The following is an 18,008-nucleotide window of genomic DNA, read 5'->3' as shown; positions in this document are numbered from 1 at the left end:
CGAAATAACGGATCTTCAGGAGACGGTCACGTGGACGTGGTCGAAGTGGGCAGCCACCCGCCACATTGTGTAGGAGATGCCGAAGCGTCCCGCCTGACTCTCGAGATCGGCCTTTATCTCGTCCCCGAGACCCATGTCCGAGCCGATCATGATGTCCACCGCATGCCCGCTCGGGTGGTCGGGAAGCCGATCTGCGCGCACGCCACCAATCGACTTCACGCCGGGGTAGGTGGCCATGATGTAGTCCACGATCGCCCTCGCGTTGGGGACCAAACCGCTCATCCCGACCGTGGGGATCGGCGCGATCGGGCCCAACGCTGCCGTGACGGCTGCCGTCGGGAGGACCACTCCCGCCTGCTGGGCCGGGGGCAACGCGGCATAGCTCGCGCTGACAGCGGCCATCTGCTTACGCAGCCGAGCCCGCATGTTCTGCAAGTCCGCTCGGACCGCAGCAGCCGCGTCGACGGCCGCCTTCGCGTCAGCCGCGGACTTTGCCGAGGCCTCCTCGCTGGCCTGCGCGTCCTGGTAGGCCTGACGGAAGCCCCGCATCTGCGCGGAGATCTCGGTAGCCACCACCCGCTGGACGGCCAGGGCGGCGATCAGGTTCGCGGGCGACGACGCGGTCAGAATGGCGCTGACGCCGTCGGTTCGCCCACCCATGTAGGCCGCAGCGGCATATTGGTCCACGTCCTGCTGGTAGGCGTTCAGTTGGGCTTTGGTCGCCTCGAGGCCGGCGAGATCGTCGGAGTGCTTCTTGTCCGCCTGACTCAGCGACTGCAGCTTCGCGTCGAGATCCGGCTGCGCATTGCGGATGGTGTCGGACAGCTGTTCGACCTGGCGGGACAGCTCGTTGAGCTGTGCCAACCCATCCTGGGGCGGGTCGGCCTGCGCCACGCCAGCCCACACCACGCTCAGTGCGACCAGTCCCGCGATGGCACCGACCACCGGCTTGCGGGCGGCGTCATTCGCCACAAGCGGTGAGTGAACCTTCAAGACTGCGCATCCTTCGACGCTGTCGACGTCTGCTCCGTCGAGCCGACTGCCCATGTGCCTTAGTTGTCCAGGAGGCTACAAAAGTGGCGCCTGCGCTGTCCAACCATGGCCGTCAACCACGCGCGTGGTCATCAGCTAGCGGAAGAGCCGCGCCTACGGGAGCCGTCGGGCGACGCTTGGGTCAGGGGTTGATGGTGCTCGACCCGTCTTGACGTCCCCAGATGTACTCGGACGCGAACGGCGAGCCCAAGCCGAAGTGGTTGTACGGCGCGATCGACGCGCCGGTGTCCATCACCATGTAGGGCATCGGCCAGATGTCCTTGGTGACCGTCCAACAACCCGGGCGACCCATCGGACCGCCGGAGGCGTTGATCCGAGGCAGGTTGTCTGGGTAGACATAGGCGTTGGCGGTGCCGACCAGTTCCATGTGCATGGCCAGCGAGTAACCGTTACCGCCGAGGCCCTTGGCCGCGGCCGGCGCACCGGAGGCGAAGCCGCGGAACAGACAGTCCAACTCGGGGCTGTACTTGTCCAGCAACCGGGTCGTCGGCAGCAAGTCCTCGGCGCCCCGGGTCAGGTACGGACCACCTCGCTCCAAGATGTCGCCACCGGTGTTGCCGAACCCGACCGCAGCGACCAACGTCTGGTCCAGATTGCCGCGCTGATCATTGAGGGTGCGGGCCGTCGTGACCGCGTTCGCCAGGCCGTCCCACAGATCCGGGGATGCGTCGGCGTACAACTGCGATAGGTCGGCCAAGGCCTTGATGTCATGCCGCAATACGGGCATCCGCGCGTTGATGTCACCCAAGATGTCGTTGCCGTTGACCAAGGACTGTCCGAACTTGTCCCCCAGCCCGTCGAGAGCCTGAGCCGCGGCGGTCAGAATTTGGTTGAGCTTGACTGGGTCCACCTGCCCGGAGATCGCGGTGATGGTCTCGAACAGCGTATTGAACTCCGTGGTGACGCCACTGGCGTTGATCACGTCACCACTTTTGAGGCGCTGTGGCGACGGGTTGGCCGGCGAGGTGAACGCGATGTACTTGTTGCCGAACGCGGTGGTGGCCAACAGCTTGACGTCCACGTTGCTCGGCAACAGGTCCAAGTACTGCGGATCGACGCTGAGAACAAGTTTGGCTTGAGCCCGGCCATCATTCCCAGACTGGGCCTCAGCGGCCTGCAACCGGCCGATCGGCACCCCGTTGAAGGTGACCTTGGAACCAGGATCCATCGACAACCCGGACCGGTTGTACACCACGAACAGCTGGGCCTTGGTGTCGAAATAGCCTCGGAACTGGGACCAAGTCAGCGCCAGCACCAGCACGAAGAACAGCACCAGCCCAACCGCTGCCGCCTGGTACGGCGGGCTACGGTCGGGGTTCAACGGGGCATGGACCTGCCCCTCGGCGATTGGCGGCGGCGGCAATCCATCGAGGTCGCTCCCCGAGTCGGGACCCGCCACTGCACCACCCCCCTTTGCCGGCCCGCTAGGCCAAACGCCCTGTCATTAAACGCGGTATCGACGGCTTGTCGAAACCTGTTGGCCTGCATGGTGTTCGGGCTCACATGGGCGATCCGACGTGTCCGCCGTCACGCAGGCCATGGTCGGCAGGAACCGCAAGAACTGCACGAGAGCTGCCTGAGCCCCCCAACGATCGCCGCCGCCATGCGGAATCAATTTCCCGCACGACCATTTCCGTATCGGGACTCGGTTCAATCTCCGTCGAGACTTCGCGGGCGGGTTCACGCCACCCGTGGTAGTGGTCTGCCACGATTTGCCGAACGGTGTCCGATGCGCGGTTTCCCCGAAATGACCAGTCGGGCAAGACCTTTCCCTCACCGAAATCACCGGCTAGCGCCGGTGGGCGACCTGTTGGCTATCAATCCGCAACGGCCACCGCGCTTCCACCCCGAATTTGGGCGGGGTCATGATGGACTTGTCGAGAAGCGCCGAGGAAATGAGCCGACCTCGGCGATATCCCGCGAGGAAGCTGACGTTCCTCGACACTCCGGCATCACTGGTGAGAGCTGCCGAGAACTACCTCGCCATATTCGTGAACCGCGAGAAGTGAAGCTGGTGTGCCACAGTGATATTCGCGGTCGGGCCGTTACGGTGCTTGCCCAGGATGATGTCGGCTTCACCACCGCGCGGGTCGTCGCGGTCGATGGAGTCCGGGCGGTGCAGCAGCATGACCATGTCGGCGTCCTGCTCCAGCGATCCCGACTCACGAAGGTCCGACACCTGCGGGCGCTTGTCGGTGCGCTGTTCGGGACCACGGTTCAGCTGGCTGATGGCGACCACGGGAACCTCGAGTTCCTTGGCCATCAGCTTCAGCGACCGCGAGAACTCCGAGACTTCCTGCTGCCGGGACTCGAACTTCTTACCCGAGGTCATCAGCTGCATGTAGTCCACGACGATGAGCCGCAGGTTGGCTTTCTGGTGCAGACGGCGGGCCTTGGCCCGGATCTCCATCATGGTCAGGTTCGGCGAGTCGTCGATGTAGAGCGGCGCCTCGGAGATCTCGCTCATGCGGCGGGCCAGCTTGGTCCAGTCGTCGTCACTCATGCGACCCGAGCGCATGTCACCGAGCTTGATCTTGGCTTCGGCCGAGAGCAGTCGCATGACGATCTCGGTCTTGCTCATTTCCAGCGAGAAGATGACGCTGGCCTGCTGGTGCTTGATCGAGCAGGACCGCATGAAGTCCAGCCCGATCGTCGAATTGTGCGTCGGCACCATCGACCGCCCGGCCAGGTACAGGTGGGCCGGGTTGTCGACCTCGACACAGCGCACCGGCACCGATTCCACCCGGCGCACATCGGTGATCGTCACGGGCCGCGTGAGCACCGCCAGCCCGCCGGCGGTCAGTGCCGGCTCGAGGCGGTCAGCGCCGGGCCGCAGGGTCGCGGTGGTGACGATGCCGCGGCCGGTCGGCCACTGGTGCGACGCGTCGGCCACGATGGTGGTGCCGTCGGACAGGTCGATCTCGTAGCACGGGCGCTCCTCCATGACGGGAGTCGCGGCGACCACGCGGGTGGGTTGACCGTTGGCGTCGATCAGCTCGTCGCCCACCGAGACATCACCCATGGTGGTCCAGCCACCGGGCGTGGGCAGCGGGGTGTCGAGCGCCAGCGCCTTACCGACACCGGGGCGCGCGGCCACGATGATCATCTGGCCCGGGTGGAGACCGTTGGTGATCTCGTCGAGCTCGGTGAAACCGGTCGGGATACCGCGCGAGATACCGCCCTGGGACGCGATGGCGTCGATCTCGTCCATGGTGGGCTGCAGCAGCTCCTCCAGGACGGTGAAGTCCTCACTGCTGCGGGTCTGGGTGACGTCGTAGATCTCGGCCTGCGCGCGGTCCACGAGGTCGGCCACATCGGCACCCTCAGTGCCCGCGTAGCCGTACTGCACGACGCGCGTGCCGGCCTCGACGAGGCGGCGCAGCGTGGCCTTCTCCGCCACGATGCCGGCGTAGAAGCCGGCGTTGGCCGCGGTGGGCACCGTGGAGATCAGGGTGTGCAGATACGGCGCGCCGCCGATGCGCTTGAGCAGTCCGCGACGGTCGAGTTCGGCGGCGACCGTGACGGCGTCAGCGGGCTCACCCCGGCCGTACAGATCGAGGATGGCGTCGTAGATGTTCTGGTGCGCGGGGCGGTAGAAGTCGCCGGGACGCAGGCGCTCCAGGACGTCGGCGACCGCGTCCTTGGACAGCAACATGCCACCGAGGACCGACTGCTCGGCAGCCATGTCCTGCGGCGGTTGACGGCCGAAATCCTCGCTGGGCGGCTCCTCCATGTCGGAACGACCCAGGTCGTCAGCGACAGCCACGAAGCGCTCCTCCTCCCCGAAAATCGATGTCAAACAAACGTTCGAACGAGCTACCTGTGACCGTACTTCACCGCCCCGACAAGTCGGACCCGCAAGCCACTCACCTGTCGCGCGACGCATCACGCTAGACGTTGCTGGAGCCTCCCGAAACCACCCCTGTTGATAACCCTGGGGATGAAATGTGGAAAGACGTGGACAACGATGTTGACGGGTTGGGGAGAACTTGTGGAATACCAGCGGGTAAATTCCCAACCCTGCAGGTCAACAGCCTATATATCGCCTGTGAGCCTGTGTATGAGAATTGGTGCGGCGTGTCGTGCCGGGTAGCCATCTCGGGCGTGTTGTGTTGCGTACGCGTGGCAGAAAAGGGCCGCGTAGGTTAACAGCCGGCGTAGATCACTGTTTGCAGATTGGCGTAAAAAATTCGCCCACTGTCAACAGAAAACGCCCGGGCGAAGCCAAAGATTGACTCCACCCGGGCGTTCTGCTGTTTGAGCTACCGGGTGCCTATCCGGCGACGACAGCCAGCGACACCGGCACGTTGACCGACGGGTGCAGACGCACCGCGATCTTGTGGGTGCCGACCGACTTGATGTGCGCCTTGGGCAGCTCTACGGTGCGCTTGTCGAGGTTCGGGCCACCGGCCTTCTTGATCGCGGCGACGACGTCGCCCGCGGTCACCGAACCGAACAGCTTGCCGCTGTCGGCACCGGCCTTGACGGCCAGCGACACGGGGCCGAGGGCCTCGATCGCCTGCTTCAGCTCGTTGGCGTGGTCCAGGTCGCGAACCGTCTTGGCGTCACGCGCGCGACGGATCTCGTTGGCCTGACGCTCGGCACCGCGGGTGGCCACGATGGCCAGGCCGCGGGGCAGCAGGTAGTTACGGCCGTAGCCGTCGCGAACCTCAACGGTGTCGCCGGCCGAACCCAGGTGGTCGACCTCAGTGGTCAGAATGAGCTTCATTTTTCTCAGTCCTCCCTATCGAGTCGACGAGCTGAACGGGAGCAACGCAACCTCGCGGGCGTTCTTCACGGCAATGGCGATGTCGCGCTGGTGCTGCACGCAGTTACCGGTGACGCGACGCGCACGGATCTTGCCGCGCTCGCTGATGTAGGTCCGGAGCAGTCCGGTGTCCTTGTAATCGATGGTCTGCGCCTTCTTGGAGCAGAACACGCACTTGCGGGTCTTGACCGGCTTTTCCGGCGCCGGACGCCGCTTGGTGGCCTTGGCCATGTCTTTCTCTTTCTGGGTCTAGCTGGTTGCCCAGCCAATTACGTGGATCAGAAGGGCGGCTCGTCGTCGGCGCCGCCGAACGAACCCGAAGCCGGGGCGCTGCCCCACGGGTCGTCGGCCGGAGCGCCGCCACCAGCGGACTGACGGGAACCCCCGCCGCCGCCGAAGCCGCCACCGCCACCGCCACTGCGGTTGGCCTTGTTCACCTTCGCCGTCGCGTACCGCAGGGACGGGCCGATCTCGTCGACCTCGACCTCCATCACGGTGCGCTTCTCACCCTCGCGGGTCTCGAACGAGCGCTGCTTCAGCCGGCCGGTCACGATGACACGCGACCCCCGGGTCAGGCTCTCGGCGACGTTCTCGGCCGCCTCGCGCCAGATGTTGCAGCGGAGGAACAGCGCCTCCCCGTCCTTCCACTCGTTGCTCTGCCGGTCGAACATCCGCGGCGTCGAGGCCACGGTGAAGTTCGCAACAGCAGCTCCGGACGGCGTGAAACGCAGCTCCGGGTCAGCGGTCAGGTTTCCGATAACGGTGATGGTGGTGTCACCAGCCACGAGATCCTCCTGGGACGGATTGGGTGAATTAGGCGCGAGCCTACGCAAGGCCCGCGACAAATCCGCAGAGCTTCGGTGCTTCTAGTGCTTGTCGGTCCGCAGGACCTTGGTACGCAACACCGACTCGTTCAGGTTCAGCTGACGGTCGAGCTCGTTGACCGTGGCCGGTTCGGCCTTCAGGTCGACAACCGCGTAGATGCCTTCACCGTGCTTGGCGATCTCGTAAGCCAGCCGGCGACGGCCCCAGATGTCCACCTTTTCGACGCTGCCGCCGTCTTTGCGGACGACGTTCAGGAACGTCTCCAGCGACGGAGCTACGGTGCGCTCGTCAAGTGTGGGGTCGAGAATGACCATGATTTCGTATGGACGCATGTGGAACCCATCACCTCCTATGGTCGTATCGGCCACGGCGTGTTCCGTGGCAGGAGGGTCGCCTGCGTCGGCAACCGGGTTAGGTTACCCGAAGAGCCCCTGAGCTGCGAAATCGGCGCTCGGAAGAGCTGTCCTGACGGAGGCGTCAAGCTCGCTAGGCTGGGTGGACGATCATTGTCGGCGAGGGGGACGCATGACGTATCCGCAGGGGCCGTATGGCCAGGGGTATCCGGGGCAACCCGGCCACCCGCCGCAGCCGGGTTATCCGCAGGGTTATCCGCCCCAGCCCGTCTACCAGCAGGGATACCCGCAGGCGGGCGGGTATCCGGGGGCGTATCCGGGCGGTTTTCCGCCTGCTCCCGTGCCGCCCGCGTCGACTGGCGGGATCGGTGGAGTCATCGCGGGCGTGCTGGCGATCATGGGCGGACTGCTGCATGGGGGCCTCGGTGCCATGGCTTTGGTGGAGTCCCTCACGAAGGAACCGGGCCCGTTCGCCACCCGCTCTCCGGCACACGTCGGCCACCTGTTCCTTGGGATCTCGGTCGTCGGCGGTCTGCTCGTCCTGGCTGGGGGCTTCATGCTGCTGTCGCGCAAGCCGGCCGGTCGCTGGCTCATCGGCGTCGGATGCGTGCCGATCTTCGCGTTCGGACTGGGAGCCTTCCTGGGCGCAAATGCGGACGGGGATAGCACCGTCGGGGCGGTGATCACCCTCCCGATCATGATCTTCTCGGTGGCGACCGTCGTATTCACTTTCCTGCCCTCGACCGGCCGATGGATACGGGCGAAGCGGAATCCCATTGCGCCGCAGCCGTATCCGTACTATCCGCCGCCTCAGGGCTGAGCGAGGGGGAAGCATGACGTATCCACAGGGGCCGTACGGCCAGGGATTTCCGGGGCAGCCCGGCCACCCGCAGCAGCCGGGGTATCCACAGGGCTATCCGCCGCAGCCCGTCTACCAGCAGGGATACCCGCAGCCAGTTGGTTATCCGGGCGGGTATCCGCCCATGCCACCGGCTCCGCCAAGTGGCGGCACAGCGATCGGTGCGGCAGTCCTGTCGATCCTGGGTGCGCTGGCGAATGGCGGCATGGCTCTAGCTGGTTTCTCCTCGATCGCCCGGATCAGAAGTGAGTCCGCCGCTTCCTTCCCTGGCGGGACGTACGCACTCGCAATCGTCTTCGTCGCGTCGGGCTTGGTCGCCGCCTTGTTGCTCATCGTGGGCGCGACGATGTTGTTCATGCGGAAGATGCCCAGCCGCTGGCTCATCACCGCCGGATGCGCACTGGTCATCGGCGGGACAGTGATCAGCTACGGGTTGCATAACGCCATCTCGGAATACGAAGGCGGTCCCCGACTTGGCTTCCTAGGCCTACTCTTTCCGATCCTGACGATGGTGTTGGCACTGCGACCCTCGACGGTGGCCTGGATTCAGGCCAAGCGCACTCCCGTTGCGCCGCAATACTTTCCGCAGTACCCGCCGTACCAGGGCTGAGTGGACCAACCCGGCGCCAGAGGGAAAACATGACGTACCCGCAGTACCCGCAGCCGGGCGCCTACCCCGCCCTGCCGGCGGTGCCGGCCCAACCGAGCGGTGGCACCGCGATCACCGCCGGCGTGCTGGCGGCACTCGGCGGATTGCTCAGCCTCGGCATCACCGCCGTCTCGCTGTTCTTCCTGATCGTCATCGCGTCGATCGGCAGTAATTTCGACCGCTCTGATCTCGAGTTCCTCGACAGCATCTTCGGCATCCTCGCCATCGGAATGGTCGCCATGGTGATCATCGGGCTCGTACTCGGCACGGTGCTGAGCGTGTTGCTCATCGCCGGCGCAGTGCTGCTCTTTCGCCGCAAGATGCTCGGCCGGTGGCTCGTGGTGAGTGGATGTGCGGTGGCCATCGTGAGCAACCTGATGACCGCCGTGTTCACCACCGCGGTGACGGCGGATGACTGGTACTCGCCCGAAGGTGTCGTCAGCGCCGTTGTCGGCCTGGCATTTCCGATCACCACGATGGTCCTGGCGTTGCTGCCGTCAACCACCGCGTGGATACAGGCGCCCCGCAATCCGGTTGCGCCACAGTGCTTTCCGCAGTATCTGCCGCCGTATCAGGGCTGAGTCCGAGGGAGAGCGCGCGGACGCCGCGAGCGTGCAGCCAGCGCGCCGCGCCGGCGACTTGCGTGATCTGTGTGCACGCTCGCGGCGGCAGCCCCGGTGTGCACGCTCGCGGCGGCAGCCCCGGCGGCCGCGAAACCTAGGCCTCGGCCGTCTTCTTGATCGCCGCGAGTGTCACCGGGATGCCTTCCTTCGCATACTTCGAGCGGAGTGCGATCTGGGCTTCGGCATCGTCGCCCCAGCGCCCGTGGAAGCCCTCGATACCGGCCGGCAGGAACTCCCACGACTGCGTCAGTCGGGTGCCACCGTCGACGGGATCGAGGGTGAAGCCCCAGCGCACCCAGCCGCCGTTGACCTCCCAGAAGAACTCGCGGCCGGGCTCGGCGACGACCACCTGGCTACGGGTCTCCCAGGTCCGATCGGCGGTTTCGTTGCGGCCATTGAACCAGGCGCCGGCCACCGGGCCGCCGTCTTCGTCCTCCCACCAGCACTCTTTGCACTGCGGGCTCCACTTACCCATGTTGGTCACATCGGAGACCAGGGCGTAGAGCGTCTCGGGATCGGTGTCGACGACGACGGAGTCAGAAAAGGTCAGATCGGTCACGTCTCGACCCTGCCACCGCGCGCGACGGAACGCAGCCCATTTATGCCGTCGGCGCCAGCTCCGGTTCGGGGTCCGGATCGGGCTCGTCGACGGCGATCGGACGGGGCCGCAACCGGGCGGGCAACCAGCGCGGCGAATTGTCGCCGGCCTCGTCGAACACGCCGCCCGACGGATCGTCCACGCGTCCGCCCCAGCGGACCAGATCCATCTCGGGTCGGTAGATGGCGCGAACAACCAATGCGCACAGGCCGATCACCGCGATGTCGCGCAGCAACACCGTCGTGGTGAAGAACTGTTCGGGCAGTCCGAGTTTGGGATCGCCATAGAGGTACAGCATCCGCGGAATCCAGATCAGCGCGTCGATGGTCATCCACGCCAACAGGATTCGACGATGCGGCAGCGCCAGCGCGGCCAACGGCACCAGCCACAGCGAGTACTGCGGGCTCCACACCTTGTTGGTCAGCAGGAACGCCGCGACGACGAGGAACGCCAGCTGCGCCAGTCGCGGCCGCTGCGGCGCCGTCCACGCGACGTAAGCGATTGCCGCACAACACAAGACGAACAGCACCGCCGTGACGGTGTTGAGTACCGTCGGCGGTTCCCAGAATCCGAGGTTGGTGTCGAAACCGCCCCAGCCGGTGAAGGACTTCACGACGTTGTAGAGCGAATCCATGTCGTCACCGCGGCGGGTGTTGAGCCGGAAGAACTCCGACCAGCCGCGCGGGAACATCACCATGATCGGCAGGTTCACCGCGATCCACGTGACCAACGCGGTGATCGCGGTCTTGGCCACCGGCCGCCACTTGCCGGTCCGCACCGCCAGCATCGCCAGCGGGATCAGCAGCAGCAACGGATACAGCTTCAGCGCCACCCCGACGCCGATGAGCAGGCCGGTCACCACCGGTTTTCGGCGGGACCAGGCCAGCATGGCGCCGGCCGCGCATGCGGTCGCGAGGGCGTCGAAGTTGGTGAACGCCTGGAAGATCAGGATCGGCGACCCGGCGACCACCGCGGCGTCCCACGGGCGCCGGCCGGACATGAGCATGGTCGCCCAGACGGTGGCCATCCACGCCAGCGCGAGCCCGAACGCCGAGACGTTGAAGAACATGATCACCTCGGCGACCACCGGCATCCGGACCAGCTTGGACAGCGCCGTGTAGGTCTTGGCCACCGACATCGCCGCGTACTGGTACATGCCGGTCAGCACCGGATACTCCATGTAGCGGATCGCGCGGGTGCCGTCGTACTGAACGCGCGGCTTCTGGGTGCTGTCGGTCTCGATCCAGCTGGACTTGTACGGGAACTTGCCCAGGTTCAGCAGCTCCGCGGTGTACAGCGGCACGGTGTCCGAGTAGCAGAACTCGTAATAAGCGCGTTGGTTCTGCCAGTTGGCAACCCGCTGATCGGCGGTGCCGGTGCCGGTTGTCACCAGGCACGGCGCCTTGGTGGTGTAGCCCAGCCCGAGGAAGACCAGCGCGATGATCAGCATCACCCGGAACGGCGTGAGGAACAGCGCTCGGCCGATCATGGCGTGCCGGCCCACCGGCCCGCCGACGACCCCGGACAGCGCCGCACCCATGACGTCGGTCCGGCTGGGCAGGTCGCGATCGTCGGCGCTGCGCAGGTCCCGGGCCAAGCGGGCCGGCGAGACCGTCGGGACGCCGGACTCGTCTGGTTCGTCGACCGTCACGGCGGCGGCGGGGGGCCAGGCTGGTTCGGGTCACCACCGGCCGGAGGCGGGGGCGCATCCTGGTGCGGGGCAACCTGCATCGTGGTCGGCGGCCCGAACGGGATCGTGATGCCCGGCGCGATGACGAGCGTCGGCTGGACCACGGTCTCCGACGGCGCGCCCGGCATGGGCGCCTGCGGGTCATCGGGCGCCGGGGGCTTGATCACCGGTGCCTGCGGCACACCCGCGTAGCCGCCGATGGCCGTCGGCTTCGGGAACGACTCGTTGTCGGTGCCCTTCAGCGCGCCGTCCATCGTGGATTTCCAGATGTCCGACGGCAGCCCCGAGCCGTACACCGGCCCGCCGCCCTTGTTCACCAGCGGCTGCGTCCCGGCCGTCGTACCGACCCACACCGCGGTGGACAGCGACGGCGTGTAGCCGACCATCCACGCGTCGCGGTTGGCGCCCGTGTCACCGAGCTGCACGGTGCCCGTCTTCGACGCGGACGGACGACCGCCGGCCAGGTTGTGGCCGCGCGAGTAGCCGGCGATGGGCTGCATCGCCGAGGTCACGTTGTCGGCGACGGCCTTCGGGATCCGCTGCTCACCCGAGTTGTCCTGGGATGTCGCGTCGAACAGCACCTGCCCGTCGCCGTTGACGACCTTCTGCACGAAGTGCGGCTTGTGGTACTCGCCGGACGCCGCCAGCGTCGCGTACGCGGACGCCATGTCCAGCGCACGGCTCTGGTACTGACCCAGCACGACGCCGTTGTTGGGCGGGCCGCCCTTGCCGTCCTCGGACAGCGTGTGCTCGACGCCCGGGAAGCTGTCGGCGACACCGGCCTTGTGCGCGGCGTCGGCGACATCCTGCGCGCCGTGCTTGAGCTTGAGCATCAACCGGTAATAGCTGGTGTTGAGCGACCGCTTGAGCGCCTCGGCGATGCTGCAGGTGCCGCAGCCCTCGCCCTCGACGTTGGTGATGTTGATGCCGTTGACCGTCACCGGCGAACTGTCGATCTGGTAACCCAGCCCGATGCCCTGCTCGAGGGCCGCCACCAACGCGAAGACCTTGAACGACGAACCTGTCGGCAGACCGGCCTGCGCGAAGTCGAAGCCGTTGGCGTCGGAGCCGCCGTAGTAGGCCTTGATGCCACCGGTGTGCGGGTCGACCGACACCACCGCCGCGCGCATGTCATCGGCCTGGCCGTCCAGGTACTTCGATACCGCGTCCTCGGCCGCCGATTGCGCCTTCGGGTCGATGGTCGTGGTGACCTGCAGCCCCTCGGTGTTCAGCGCCTGCTCGTTGATGTTGAAGATGCTCTGCAGCTCCTTCATCACCTGCCGCTGGATCAGTCCGTTGGGGCCTTCGGTCTGGTTCGCCTGCCGCGCCTGCTCCGGCGGCACCGTGGCCGGGAACTTCTGCTGGGCGCGGTCCTCCTTCGACAACGCGCCCATGGTCACCATGCCGTCGAGCACCCAGTTCCAGCGCTCGGCGGCGCCCTCCGGGTCGACGGCCGGGTCCAGGGTCGACGGCCGCTGGATCAGTGCCGCGAGCAGTGCGCCCTCGGCCACGTCGAGCTGCTCGACCGGTTTGCCGAAGTACGCCTTCGACGCCGCGCCGATGCCATAGGTGCCACGGCCGAAATAGATGATGTTGAGGTACGCCTGCAGCACTTCGTCTTTCGACCACTGCCGCGACATCTTGGTGGCGATCACCAGTTCCTTGGCCTTGCGGACCAGGCCGCCCATACCGGAGCGGGCGTCACCGACCAACGCGTTCTTCACGTACTGCTGCGTGATGGTCGACCCGCCCTGCAGGTCACCACCGAAGATGTTGTTCTTGAACGCCCGCGCGAAGCCGGAGAACGAGAAGCCCGGGTTGGTGTAGAAGTCCCGGTCCTCGGCAGCCATCACCGCGTTGCGGACGTGCACCGGGATCTGGTCGATGTTGACGTCGACCCGATTGCCTTCCGGCGGCACGAACTTCGCGAGCTCGCTGCCGTCACTAGCCAGGATGGTCGACACCTGGTTGGTCCGGATGTCGCCCGGCTTGGGGATGTCGACGATGAGGTACGCCATCGCGAACGTGACGATCGGCAGCACCAGCAGCACCACGGCGCCCGCGTAGCAGAGCCGGCGGAACACCTTCCAGTTCCACTTGAACTGCGGCAGCTGCGGCCCGCCGGACTTGCCACCACTGCCACCGCCGGTCCGCGGGGGTGGCGGCGGGGGCGACTTCGGCGGCGGGTTCATCCCCGCGCCGGCGCCGACCGGGGGCTGGCCCGGGCGCTTGGTGCCGTCGAGCGCGGCCTTCACGACGTCGATCGGATCCCGCAGCCGCGCATCGTCGGCCTTGCCGACGGGCGGCAGGATCATGGTGCGCCGGTCGTCCGGCGGCACGGGTCCGGGGCGTCCTTGCGGTGCGCCGGCGCCCGCTCCTCTGGTCGCGTCGTTGTCCGATCGGCTGTGGCGCCCAGCCCCGCTCATTCCGTCACTCACTGGCGGTGCGCGCTTTCGAGCGCGCCGCCCGGGTGCCGCGAGGCTTCGCCGCCTTCGGGGGACTCGGCGTTCCCAATACATATGACTTGACCAAATGATTCCAACTGCAAGTGCGGCATACCTCCACCACGTGAACCGCGAATTCGTCGAATTTGGCCGCCAGCAGGGCGAGCTCTTCGGTGCTGCGGGCCGAACCCGACACCGCTCCGAGATGATCACCGAAGACCCACGACACCAATGTCAGCGGTTCTTTCCGGCAGATCGGGCACATCACCGAACTGGTACGACCATGAAATTTTGCTGCGCGCAGCAGGTAGGGGTTGGCGTCACACACCTCGGTGACACCGGTCCGGCCCGAGTAGACCTCGGCCAGCAGCGACCTGCGCCGGAGCGCATAGTCGACCACCTGCCGCTGCAATCGCACGTTGACCAGAGTACGTCGGGCACCTGAAGGCCGATGCGTGATGGCGCGCATGTAGCCGGGTTGTAGCCACACTGGTGACCGCCTTGTGGCCACGGTCACCACGGCATGCCTCTGACCTTTACTCTTTCCCCGTGGCCACCGCAGCGACCCGGGCGAAAGACAGCGACCGCAACGACACCTGCCAGATTCTCGACACGGCACTGGCCGACGGCCAGCTGTCCGCCGAGGAGCACCGGCAGCGCGTCGCGGCAGCGACCCGGGCCGTCACTCTCGGCGAACTGCGGTCGCTGGTAAGCGATCTGCAGACCGCGAACTCGTCGGTGAAGCTGCCGCCGTTGAAGACCGGCGCGGGCCGCGCGGTGCGGTCGACCGGCTGGGGCATCCTGGCCGCCGGCGCCGCGGTGATGCTCGTGGTCGGTATCGCCATCGGCTGGGGCTTCTACGCCGCGCCCGGCCAGTCCCCACTGACCGCCGCCGAAGACCCGGGCGCCAAGCCCGACGGCGTCACTCCCGTGGTGCTCACCCCGCCGCGCCAGCTGCAGTCGCTCGGCGGGCTGACCGGGCTGTTCACCCAGATGAAGAAGAAGTTCGGCGACACCACCGGCTATGAGCTGACCATCTACCCGGACTACGCCATCCTCGAGCGCCCCGACCCGGGCGAACCCCGCAGCGTGCTGCGGTACGACTACCGCGGCGGCTGGGACGACCCCGACACCACGTCGGTGAGCAGTGACGAACGCGTCGTCGACCTCGGCAAGTTCAACTTCGAGAAGATCACCGGAATCCTGCACGGCGCGCCGGAGACGCTCGGTATCAAGCGCAACGAGATCAACACCGTCTACCTGATCTTCAAGGCCAGCAAGGACACCACCGCCCCGCCGGACACCGTCGCGATCTCGATCTATGTGTCCGGGAAGTTCAACAACAGCGGCTACATCGAACTGGATCCCGAAGGCAATACGAAGCGCATCAACTACCCCGGCTGATTCGCCCCGTGTTCGGCCGATGTTGACGGCCGCATCGAGCACCGTTCATCTCCGTATGCGACGTCGATTGGCCGCGTATATATCGGCGCGATACTATGGCGCGAGGTGTTGAAGCGTCCTAGCGCTCAATATGCGATGCCGTCAATTCAGGTCGGGAGGTGACACTGTGCTGGAGCTGGCCATCCTGGGGCTTCTGCTGGAGTCCCCCATGCACGGCTATGAGCTGCGCAAACGGCTTACCGGACTGCTCGGTGCGTTCCGGGCCTTCTCGTACGGCTCGTTGTACCCGGCGCTGCGTCGCATGCAGGCCGACGGCCTGATCGTCGAAGACGCGGCACCGCTCGGTTCGACGAAGGTGCGTCGCGCGCGTCGCGTCTACCAACTCACCGACACCGGTAAGCAACGGTTCACCGAACTCGTCGCCGACACCGGCCCCCAGAACTACACCGATGACGGATTCGGTGTGCACTTGGCGTTCTTCAACCGGACTCCCGCCGAGGCCAGGATGCGAATCCTGGAAGGTCGGCGCCGTCAGGTCGAGGAACGTCGCGAAGGTCTGCGCGAGGCGATCGCACGGGCCAGCAGTTCACTCGACCGCTACACCCGGCAGCTGCATCAGCTCGGGCTCGAGTCCAGTGAGCGCGAAGTGAAATGGCTCAACGAGCTGATTGCTGCCGAGCGCGTGGCAACTGCCGGACCGACGGTGCCGCCGTCACAAGGCCACGCCGACCAAACCTGAGCGCACGCGCCCCCGGGTGAATGCACTGAAAGAGTAGGAAAAGGAGACCGTCACATGTCTGAGTCGAACGAGGTTCGCGTCGCAATCGTCGGCGTAGGCAACTGCGCGGCGTCGCTCGTCCAGGGCGTGCAGTACTACCAGGACGCCGACGAGAGTTCGACCGTCCCGGGCCTGATGCACGTCAAGTTCGGGCAGTACCACGTGCGCGACGTGAAGTTCGTCGCCGCGTTCGACGTGGACGCCAAGAAGGTCGGCTTCGACCTGTCCGAGGCCATCGGCGCCTCCGAGAACAACACCATCAAGATCGCCGACGTGCCGCCGACCGACGTCATCGTGCAGCGCGGCCCGACCCTGGACGGCATCGGCAAGTACTACGCCGACACCATCGAGGTTTCCGACGCCGAGCCCGTCGACGTGGTCAAGGCCCTCAAGGACGCGAAGGTCGACGTCCTGGTCTCCTACCTGCCCGTCGGTTCCGAAGAGGCCGACAAGTTCTACGCCCAGTGCGCCATCGACGCCAAGGTCGCGTTCGTCAACGCCCTGCCGGTGTTCATCGCGTCGGACCCGGTGTGGGCCAAGAAGTTCGAGGACGCCGGTGTGCCGATCGTCGGTGACGACATCAAGAGCCAGGTCGGCGCCACCATCACCCACCGCGTGATGGCCAAGCTGTTCGAGGACCGCGGCGTCACGCTGGACCGCACCTACCAGCTGAACGTCGGCGGCAACATGGACTTCAAGAACATGCTCGAGCGCGAGCGCCTGGAGTCCAAGAAGGTCTCGAAGACGCAGGCCGTCACCTCGAACCTGACCGGCTCGCTGGCCGACAAGGTCTACGACAAGAACGTGCACATCGGCCCGTCGGACTACGTCGCGTGGCTCGACGACCGCAAGTGGGCGTACGTGCGCCTCGAGGGCCGCGCCTTCGGTGACGTGCCGCTGAACCTGGAGTACAAGCTCGAGGTGTGGGACTCCCCCAACTCGGCCGGCATCATCATCGACGCCGTGCGCGCCGCCAAGATCGCCAAGGACCGTGGCCTCGGTGGCCCGATCCTGCCGGCCTCGGCCTACCTGATGAAGAGCCCGCCGGTGCAGGTCGCCGACGACCTCGCCCGCCAGCAGCTGGAAACCTTCATCGAGGGGTAAATATCGACGTCAGAGTGGGCGGCCAGGTGAAACCTGGTCGCCCACTTGGCGTTTGGGGCATCGGAACCGCCGGCCCGGGTTTGTGAGACTGACCACAACTCGCCTTCAAACTGGATCGAGTCCAGAAAAAGCGACTAGTGTGGGGACTCGTAACAGACATCCGATAAACCCGAAGAGAGGTTCTCGTGGCCCTGATCAACAAGCAGATCAAGCCCTTCACCGCGACCGCATACAAGAACGGCACCTTCATCCCCGTGTCGGACGCCGACATCAAGGGCAAGTGGGCCATCTTCTTCTTCTACCCGGCCGACTTCACCTTCGTGTGCCCGACCGAGCTCGGCGACCTCGCCGACCACTACGAGGAGCTGCAGCGCCTCGGTGTCGAGGTGTTCTCGGTGTCCACCGACACCCACTTCACCCACAAGGCGTGGCACGACTCGTCCGACACCATCGGCAAGATCCAGTACGCCATGATCGGCGACCCGACCCTGCAGATCAGCACCAACTTCGAGGTGCTGCGTGAGGACCAGGGCCTGGCCGACCGCGGCACGTTCCTGGTCGACCCCGACGGCGTCGTCCAGTTCACCGAGGTCACCGCCGAGGGCATCGGCCGCAACGCCGCCGAACTGGTCCGCAAGGTCAAGGCCGCCCAGTACGTGCGCAACCACCCGGGCGAGGTCTGCCCGGCCAAGTGGGAAGAGGGCGAAGAGACCCTGGCCCCGTCGCTGGAACTCGTCGGCAAGATCTAGTTCCGCACTGCTGATGACGGTACGGGCCTGGTCCACCCGGGCCCGTACCGCTCACCAGAACTGCTTCACCCCAACATCTTTCGGGCCGCAACGGCCCAGCCATTCCTATCC

Annotated in this window: 18 protein-coding genes; 7 read left to right on the top strand and 11 right to left on the bottom strand. The window is 66.1% G+C overall.

Annotated features, from left to right (window positions below):
* Nucleotides 1-15: 15 nt before the first annotated feature.
* The 7 genes from ACJH6H_RS05975 to rpsF all read right to left on the bottom strand — a co-directional run bounded on the left by ACJH6H_RS05975 (nucleotide 16) and on the right by rpsF (nucleotide 6,978).
* Nucleotides 16-993, bottom strand: coding sequence for a glycoside hydrolase (locus tag ACJH6H_RS05975; RefSeq protein WP_346416648.1), 978 nt, complete (start codon nucleotides 991-993; stop codon nucleotides 16-18).
* Nucleotides 994-1,174: 181 nt separating this feature from the next.
* Nucleotides 1,175-2,416, bottom strand: a complete 1,242-nt coding sequence (locus ACJH6H_RS05970; RefSeq protein WP_305798840.1) for an MCE family protein — start codon at nucleotides 2,414-2,416, stop codon at nucleotides 1,175-1,177.
* Nucleotides 2,417-3,028: 612 nt separating this feature from the next.
* Complete coding sequence (gene dnaB / locus ACJH6H_RS05965) at nucleotides 3,029-4,819, bottom strand: replicative DNA helicase (protein WP_029120101.1); 1,791 nt, start codon at nucleotides 4,817-4,819, stop codon at nucleotides 3,029-3,031.
* 507 nt (nucleotides 4,820-5,326) lie between these two features.
* Nucleotides 5,327-5,782 carry a 50S ribosomal protein L9 gene (gene rplI, locus ACJH6H_RS05960; protein ID WP_212807767.1) on the bottom strand — a complete coding sequence of 152 codons (456 nt, stop codon included), beginning with the start codon at nucleotides 5,780-5,782 and terminating at the stop codon, nucleotides 5,327-5,329.
* A 15-nt stretch (nucleotides 5,783-5,797) separates the two neighbouring features.
* Complete coding sequence (rpsR, locus tag ACJH6H_RS05955) at nucleotides 5,798-6,052, bottom strand: 30S ribosomal protein S18 (RefSeq protein WP_020099841.1); 255 nt, start codon at nucleotides 6,050-6,052, stop codon at nucleotides 5,798-5,800.
* 47 nt (nucleotides 6,053-6,099) lie between these two features.
* Nucleotides 6,100-6,606, bottom strand: a complete 507-nt coding sequence (locus ACJH6H_RS05950; protein WP_020099842.1) for a single-stranded DNA-binding protein — start codon at nucleotides 6,604-6,606, stop codon at nucleotides 6,100-6,102.
* An 81-nt stretch (nucleotides 6,607-6,687) separates the two neighbouring features.
* A complete protein-coding gene (gene rpsF, locus ACJH6H_RS05945; RefSeq protein WP_020099843.1) occupies nucleotides 6,688-6,978 on the bottom strand; it encodes a 30S ribosomal protein S6 in 291 nt (96 codons plus the stop codon).
* A gap of 193 nt (nucleotides 6,979-7,171) precedes the next feature.
* Here rpsF and ACJH6H_RS05940 point away from each other — a divergent pair, with 193 nt between their 5' ends.
* Genes ACJH6H_RS05940 through ACJH6H_RS05930 form a run of 3 tightly spaced genes read left to right on the top strand, consistent with a single transcriptional unit; the run spans nucleotide 7,172 to nucleotide 9,088 of the window.
* Nucleotides 7,172-7,819, top strand: a complete 648-nt coding sequence (locus ACJH6H_RS05940) for a hypothetical protein (RefSeq protein WP_346416647.1) — start codon at nucleotides 7,172-7,174, stop codon at nucleotides 7,817-7,819.
* A gap of 13 nt (nucleotides 7,820-7,832) precedes the next feature.
* Nucleotides 7,833-8,468, top strand: a complete 636-nt coding sequence (locus ACJH6H_RS05935; protein ID WP_346416646.1) for a hypothetical protein — start codon at nucleotides 7,833-7,835, stop codon at nucleotides 8,466-8,468.
* Nucleotides 8,469-8,497: 29 nt separating this feature from the next.
* Entirely contained in the window at nucleotides 8,498-9,088 is a 591-nt protein-coding gene (locus ACJH6H_RS05930) for a hypothetical protein (protein ID WP_346416645.1), read from the top strand.
* Nucleotides 9,089-9,224: 136 nt separating this feature from the next.
* Here ACJH6H_RS05930 and ACJH6H_RS05925 read toward each other — a convergent pair whose 3' ends face one another.
* From ACJH6H_RS05925 to ACJH6H_RS05910, 4 genes are read right to left on the bottom strand one after another with little or no spacing between them, the layout of a single operon-like run.
* Nucleotides 9,225-9,689: an SRPBCC family protein gene (locus tag ACJH6H_RS05925; RefSeq protein ID WP_346416644.1), complete on the bottom strand. Its 465-nt coding sequence runs from the start codon at nucleotides 9,687-9,689 to the stop codon at nucleotides 9,225-9,227.
* Between the two features lie 40 nt (nucleotides 9,690-9,729).
* Nucleotides 9,730-11,379 (bottom strand): glycosyltransferase family 87 protein, encoded by a 1,650-nt coding sequence (locus ACJH6H_RS05920; RefSeq protein ID WP_406774439.1) that lies wholly within the window; start codon nucleotides 11,377-11,379, stop codon nucleotides 9,730-9,732.
* Entirely contained in the window at nucleotides 11,376-13,844 is a 2,469-nt protein-coding gene (locus ACJH6H_RS05915) for a transglycosylase domain-containing protein (RefSeq protein ID WP_406774438.1), read from the bottom strand. Before ACJH6H_RS05915 ends, ACJH6H_RS05920 begins: the two co-directional genes overlap by 4 nt.
* A 4-nt stretch (nucleotides 13,845-13,848) precedes the next feature.
* Nucleotides 13,849-14,280 carry a DUF5318 domain-containing protein gene (locus tag ACJH6H_RS05910; protein ID WP_061006186.1) on the bottom strand — a complete coding sequence of 144 codons (432 nt, stop codon included), beginning with the start codon at nucleotides 14,278-14,280 and terminating at the stop codon, nucleotides 13,849-13,851.
* Nucleotides 14,281-14,411: 131 nt separating this feature from the next.
* Between ACJH6H_RS05910 and ACJH6H_RS05905 the strand changes: the two genes are divergently transcribed.
* The 4 genes from ACJH6H_RS05905 to ahpC all read left to right on the top strand — a co-directional run bounded on the left by ACJH6H_RS05905 (nucleotide 14,412) and on the right by ahpC (nucleotide 17,897).
* Entirely contained in the window at nucleotides 14,412-15,266 is an 855-nt protein-coding gene (locus ACJH6H_RS05905; RefSeq protein ID WP_061006187.1) for a DUF1707 domain-containing protein, read from the top strand.
* Between the two features lie 166 nt (nucleotides 15,267-15,432).
* A complete protein-coding gene (locus ACJH6H_RS05900) occupies nucleotides 15,433-16,005 on the top strand; it encodes a PadR family transcriptional regulator (RefSeq protein ID WP_061006188.1) in 573 nt (190 codons plus the stop codon).
* 54 nt (nucleotides 16,006-16,059) lie between these two features.
* Complete coding sequence (locus tag ACJH6H_RS05895; RefSeq protein ID WP_061006189.1) at nucleotides 16,060-17,148, top strand: inositol-3-phosphate synthase; 1,089 nt, start codon at nucleotides 16,060-16,062, stop codon at nucleotides 17,146-17,148.
* Between the two features lie 185 nt (nucleotides 17,149-17,333).
* Nucleotides 17,334-17,897 (top strand): alkyl hydroperoxide reductase subunit C, encoded by a 564-nt coding sequence (ahpC, locus tag ACJH6H_RS05890; protein ID WP_061006190.1) that lies wholly within the window; start codon nucleotides 17,334-17,336, stop codon nucleotides 17,895-17,897.
* The last annotated feature ends 111 nt before the right edge of the window (nucleotides 17,898-18,008 follow it).

It is taken from the genome of Mycobacterium sp. SMC-21 (assembly GCF_045310825.1).
GTDB lineage: Bacteria > Actinomycetota > Actinomycetes > Mycobacteriales > Mycobacteriaceae > Mycobacterium.
This window is presented reverse-complemented; position numbering and strand designations above follow the sequence as displayed.

Coding starts and splice junctions, on each gene's coding strand:
- rplI (WP_212807767.1), bottom strand. CDS start 5,782: ATGAAGCTCATTCTGACCACTGAGGTCGACCACCTGGGTTCGGCCGGC.
- rpsR (WP_020099841.1), bottom strand. CDS start 6,052: ATGGCCAAGGCCACCAAGCGGCGTCCGGCGCCGGAAAAGCCGGTCAAG.
- rpsF (WP_020099843.1), bottom strand. CDS start 6,978: ATGCGTCCATACGAAATCATGGTCATTCTCGACCCCACACTTGACGAG.
- ACJH6H_RS05940 (WP_346416647.1), top strand. CDS start 7,172: ATGACGTATCCGCAGGGGCCGTATGGCCAGGGGTATCCGGGGCAACCC.
- ACJH6H_RS05935 (WP_346416646.1), top strand. CDS start 7,833: ATGACGTATCCACAGGGGCCGTACGGCCAGGGATTTCCGGGGCAGCCC.
- ACJH6H_RS05930 (WP_346416645.1), top strand. CDS start 8,498: ATGACGTACCCGCAGTACCCGCAGCCGGGCGCCTACCCCGCCCTGCCG.
- ACJH6H_RS05915 (WP_406774438.1), bottom strand. CDS start 13,844: ATGAGCGGGGCTGGGCGCCACAGCCGATCGGACAACGACGCGACCAGA.
- ACJH6H_RS05895 (WP_061006189.1), top strand. CDS start 16,060: ATGTCTGAGTCGAACGAGGTTCGCGTCGCAATCGTCGGCGTAGGCAAC.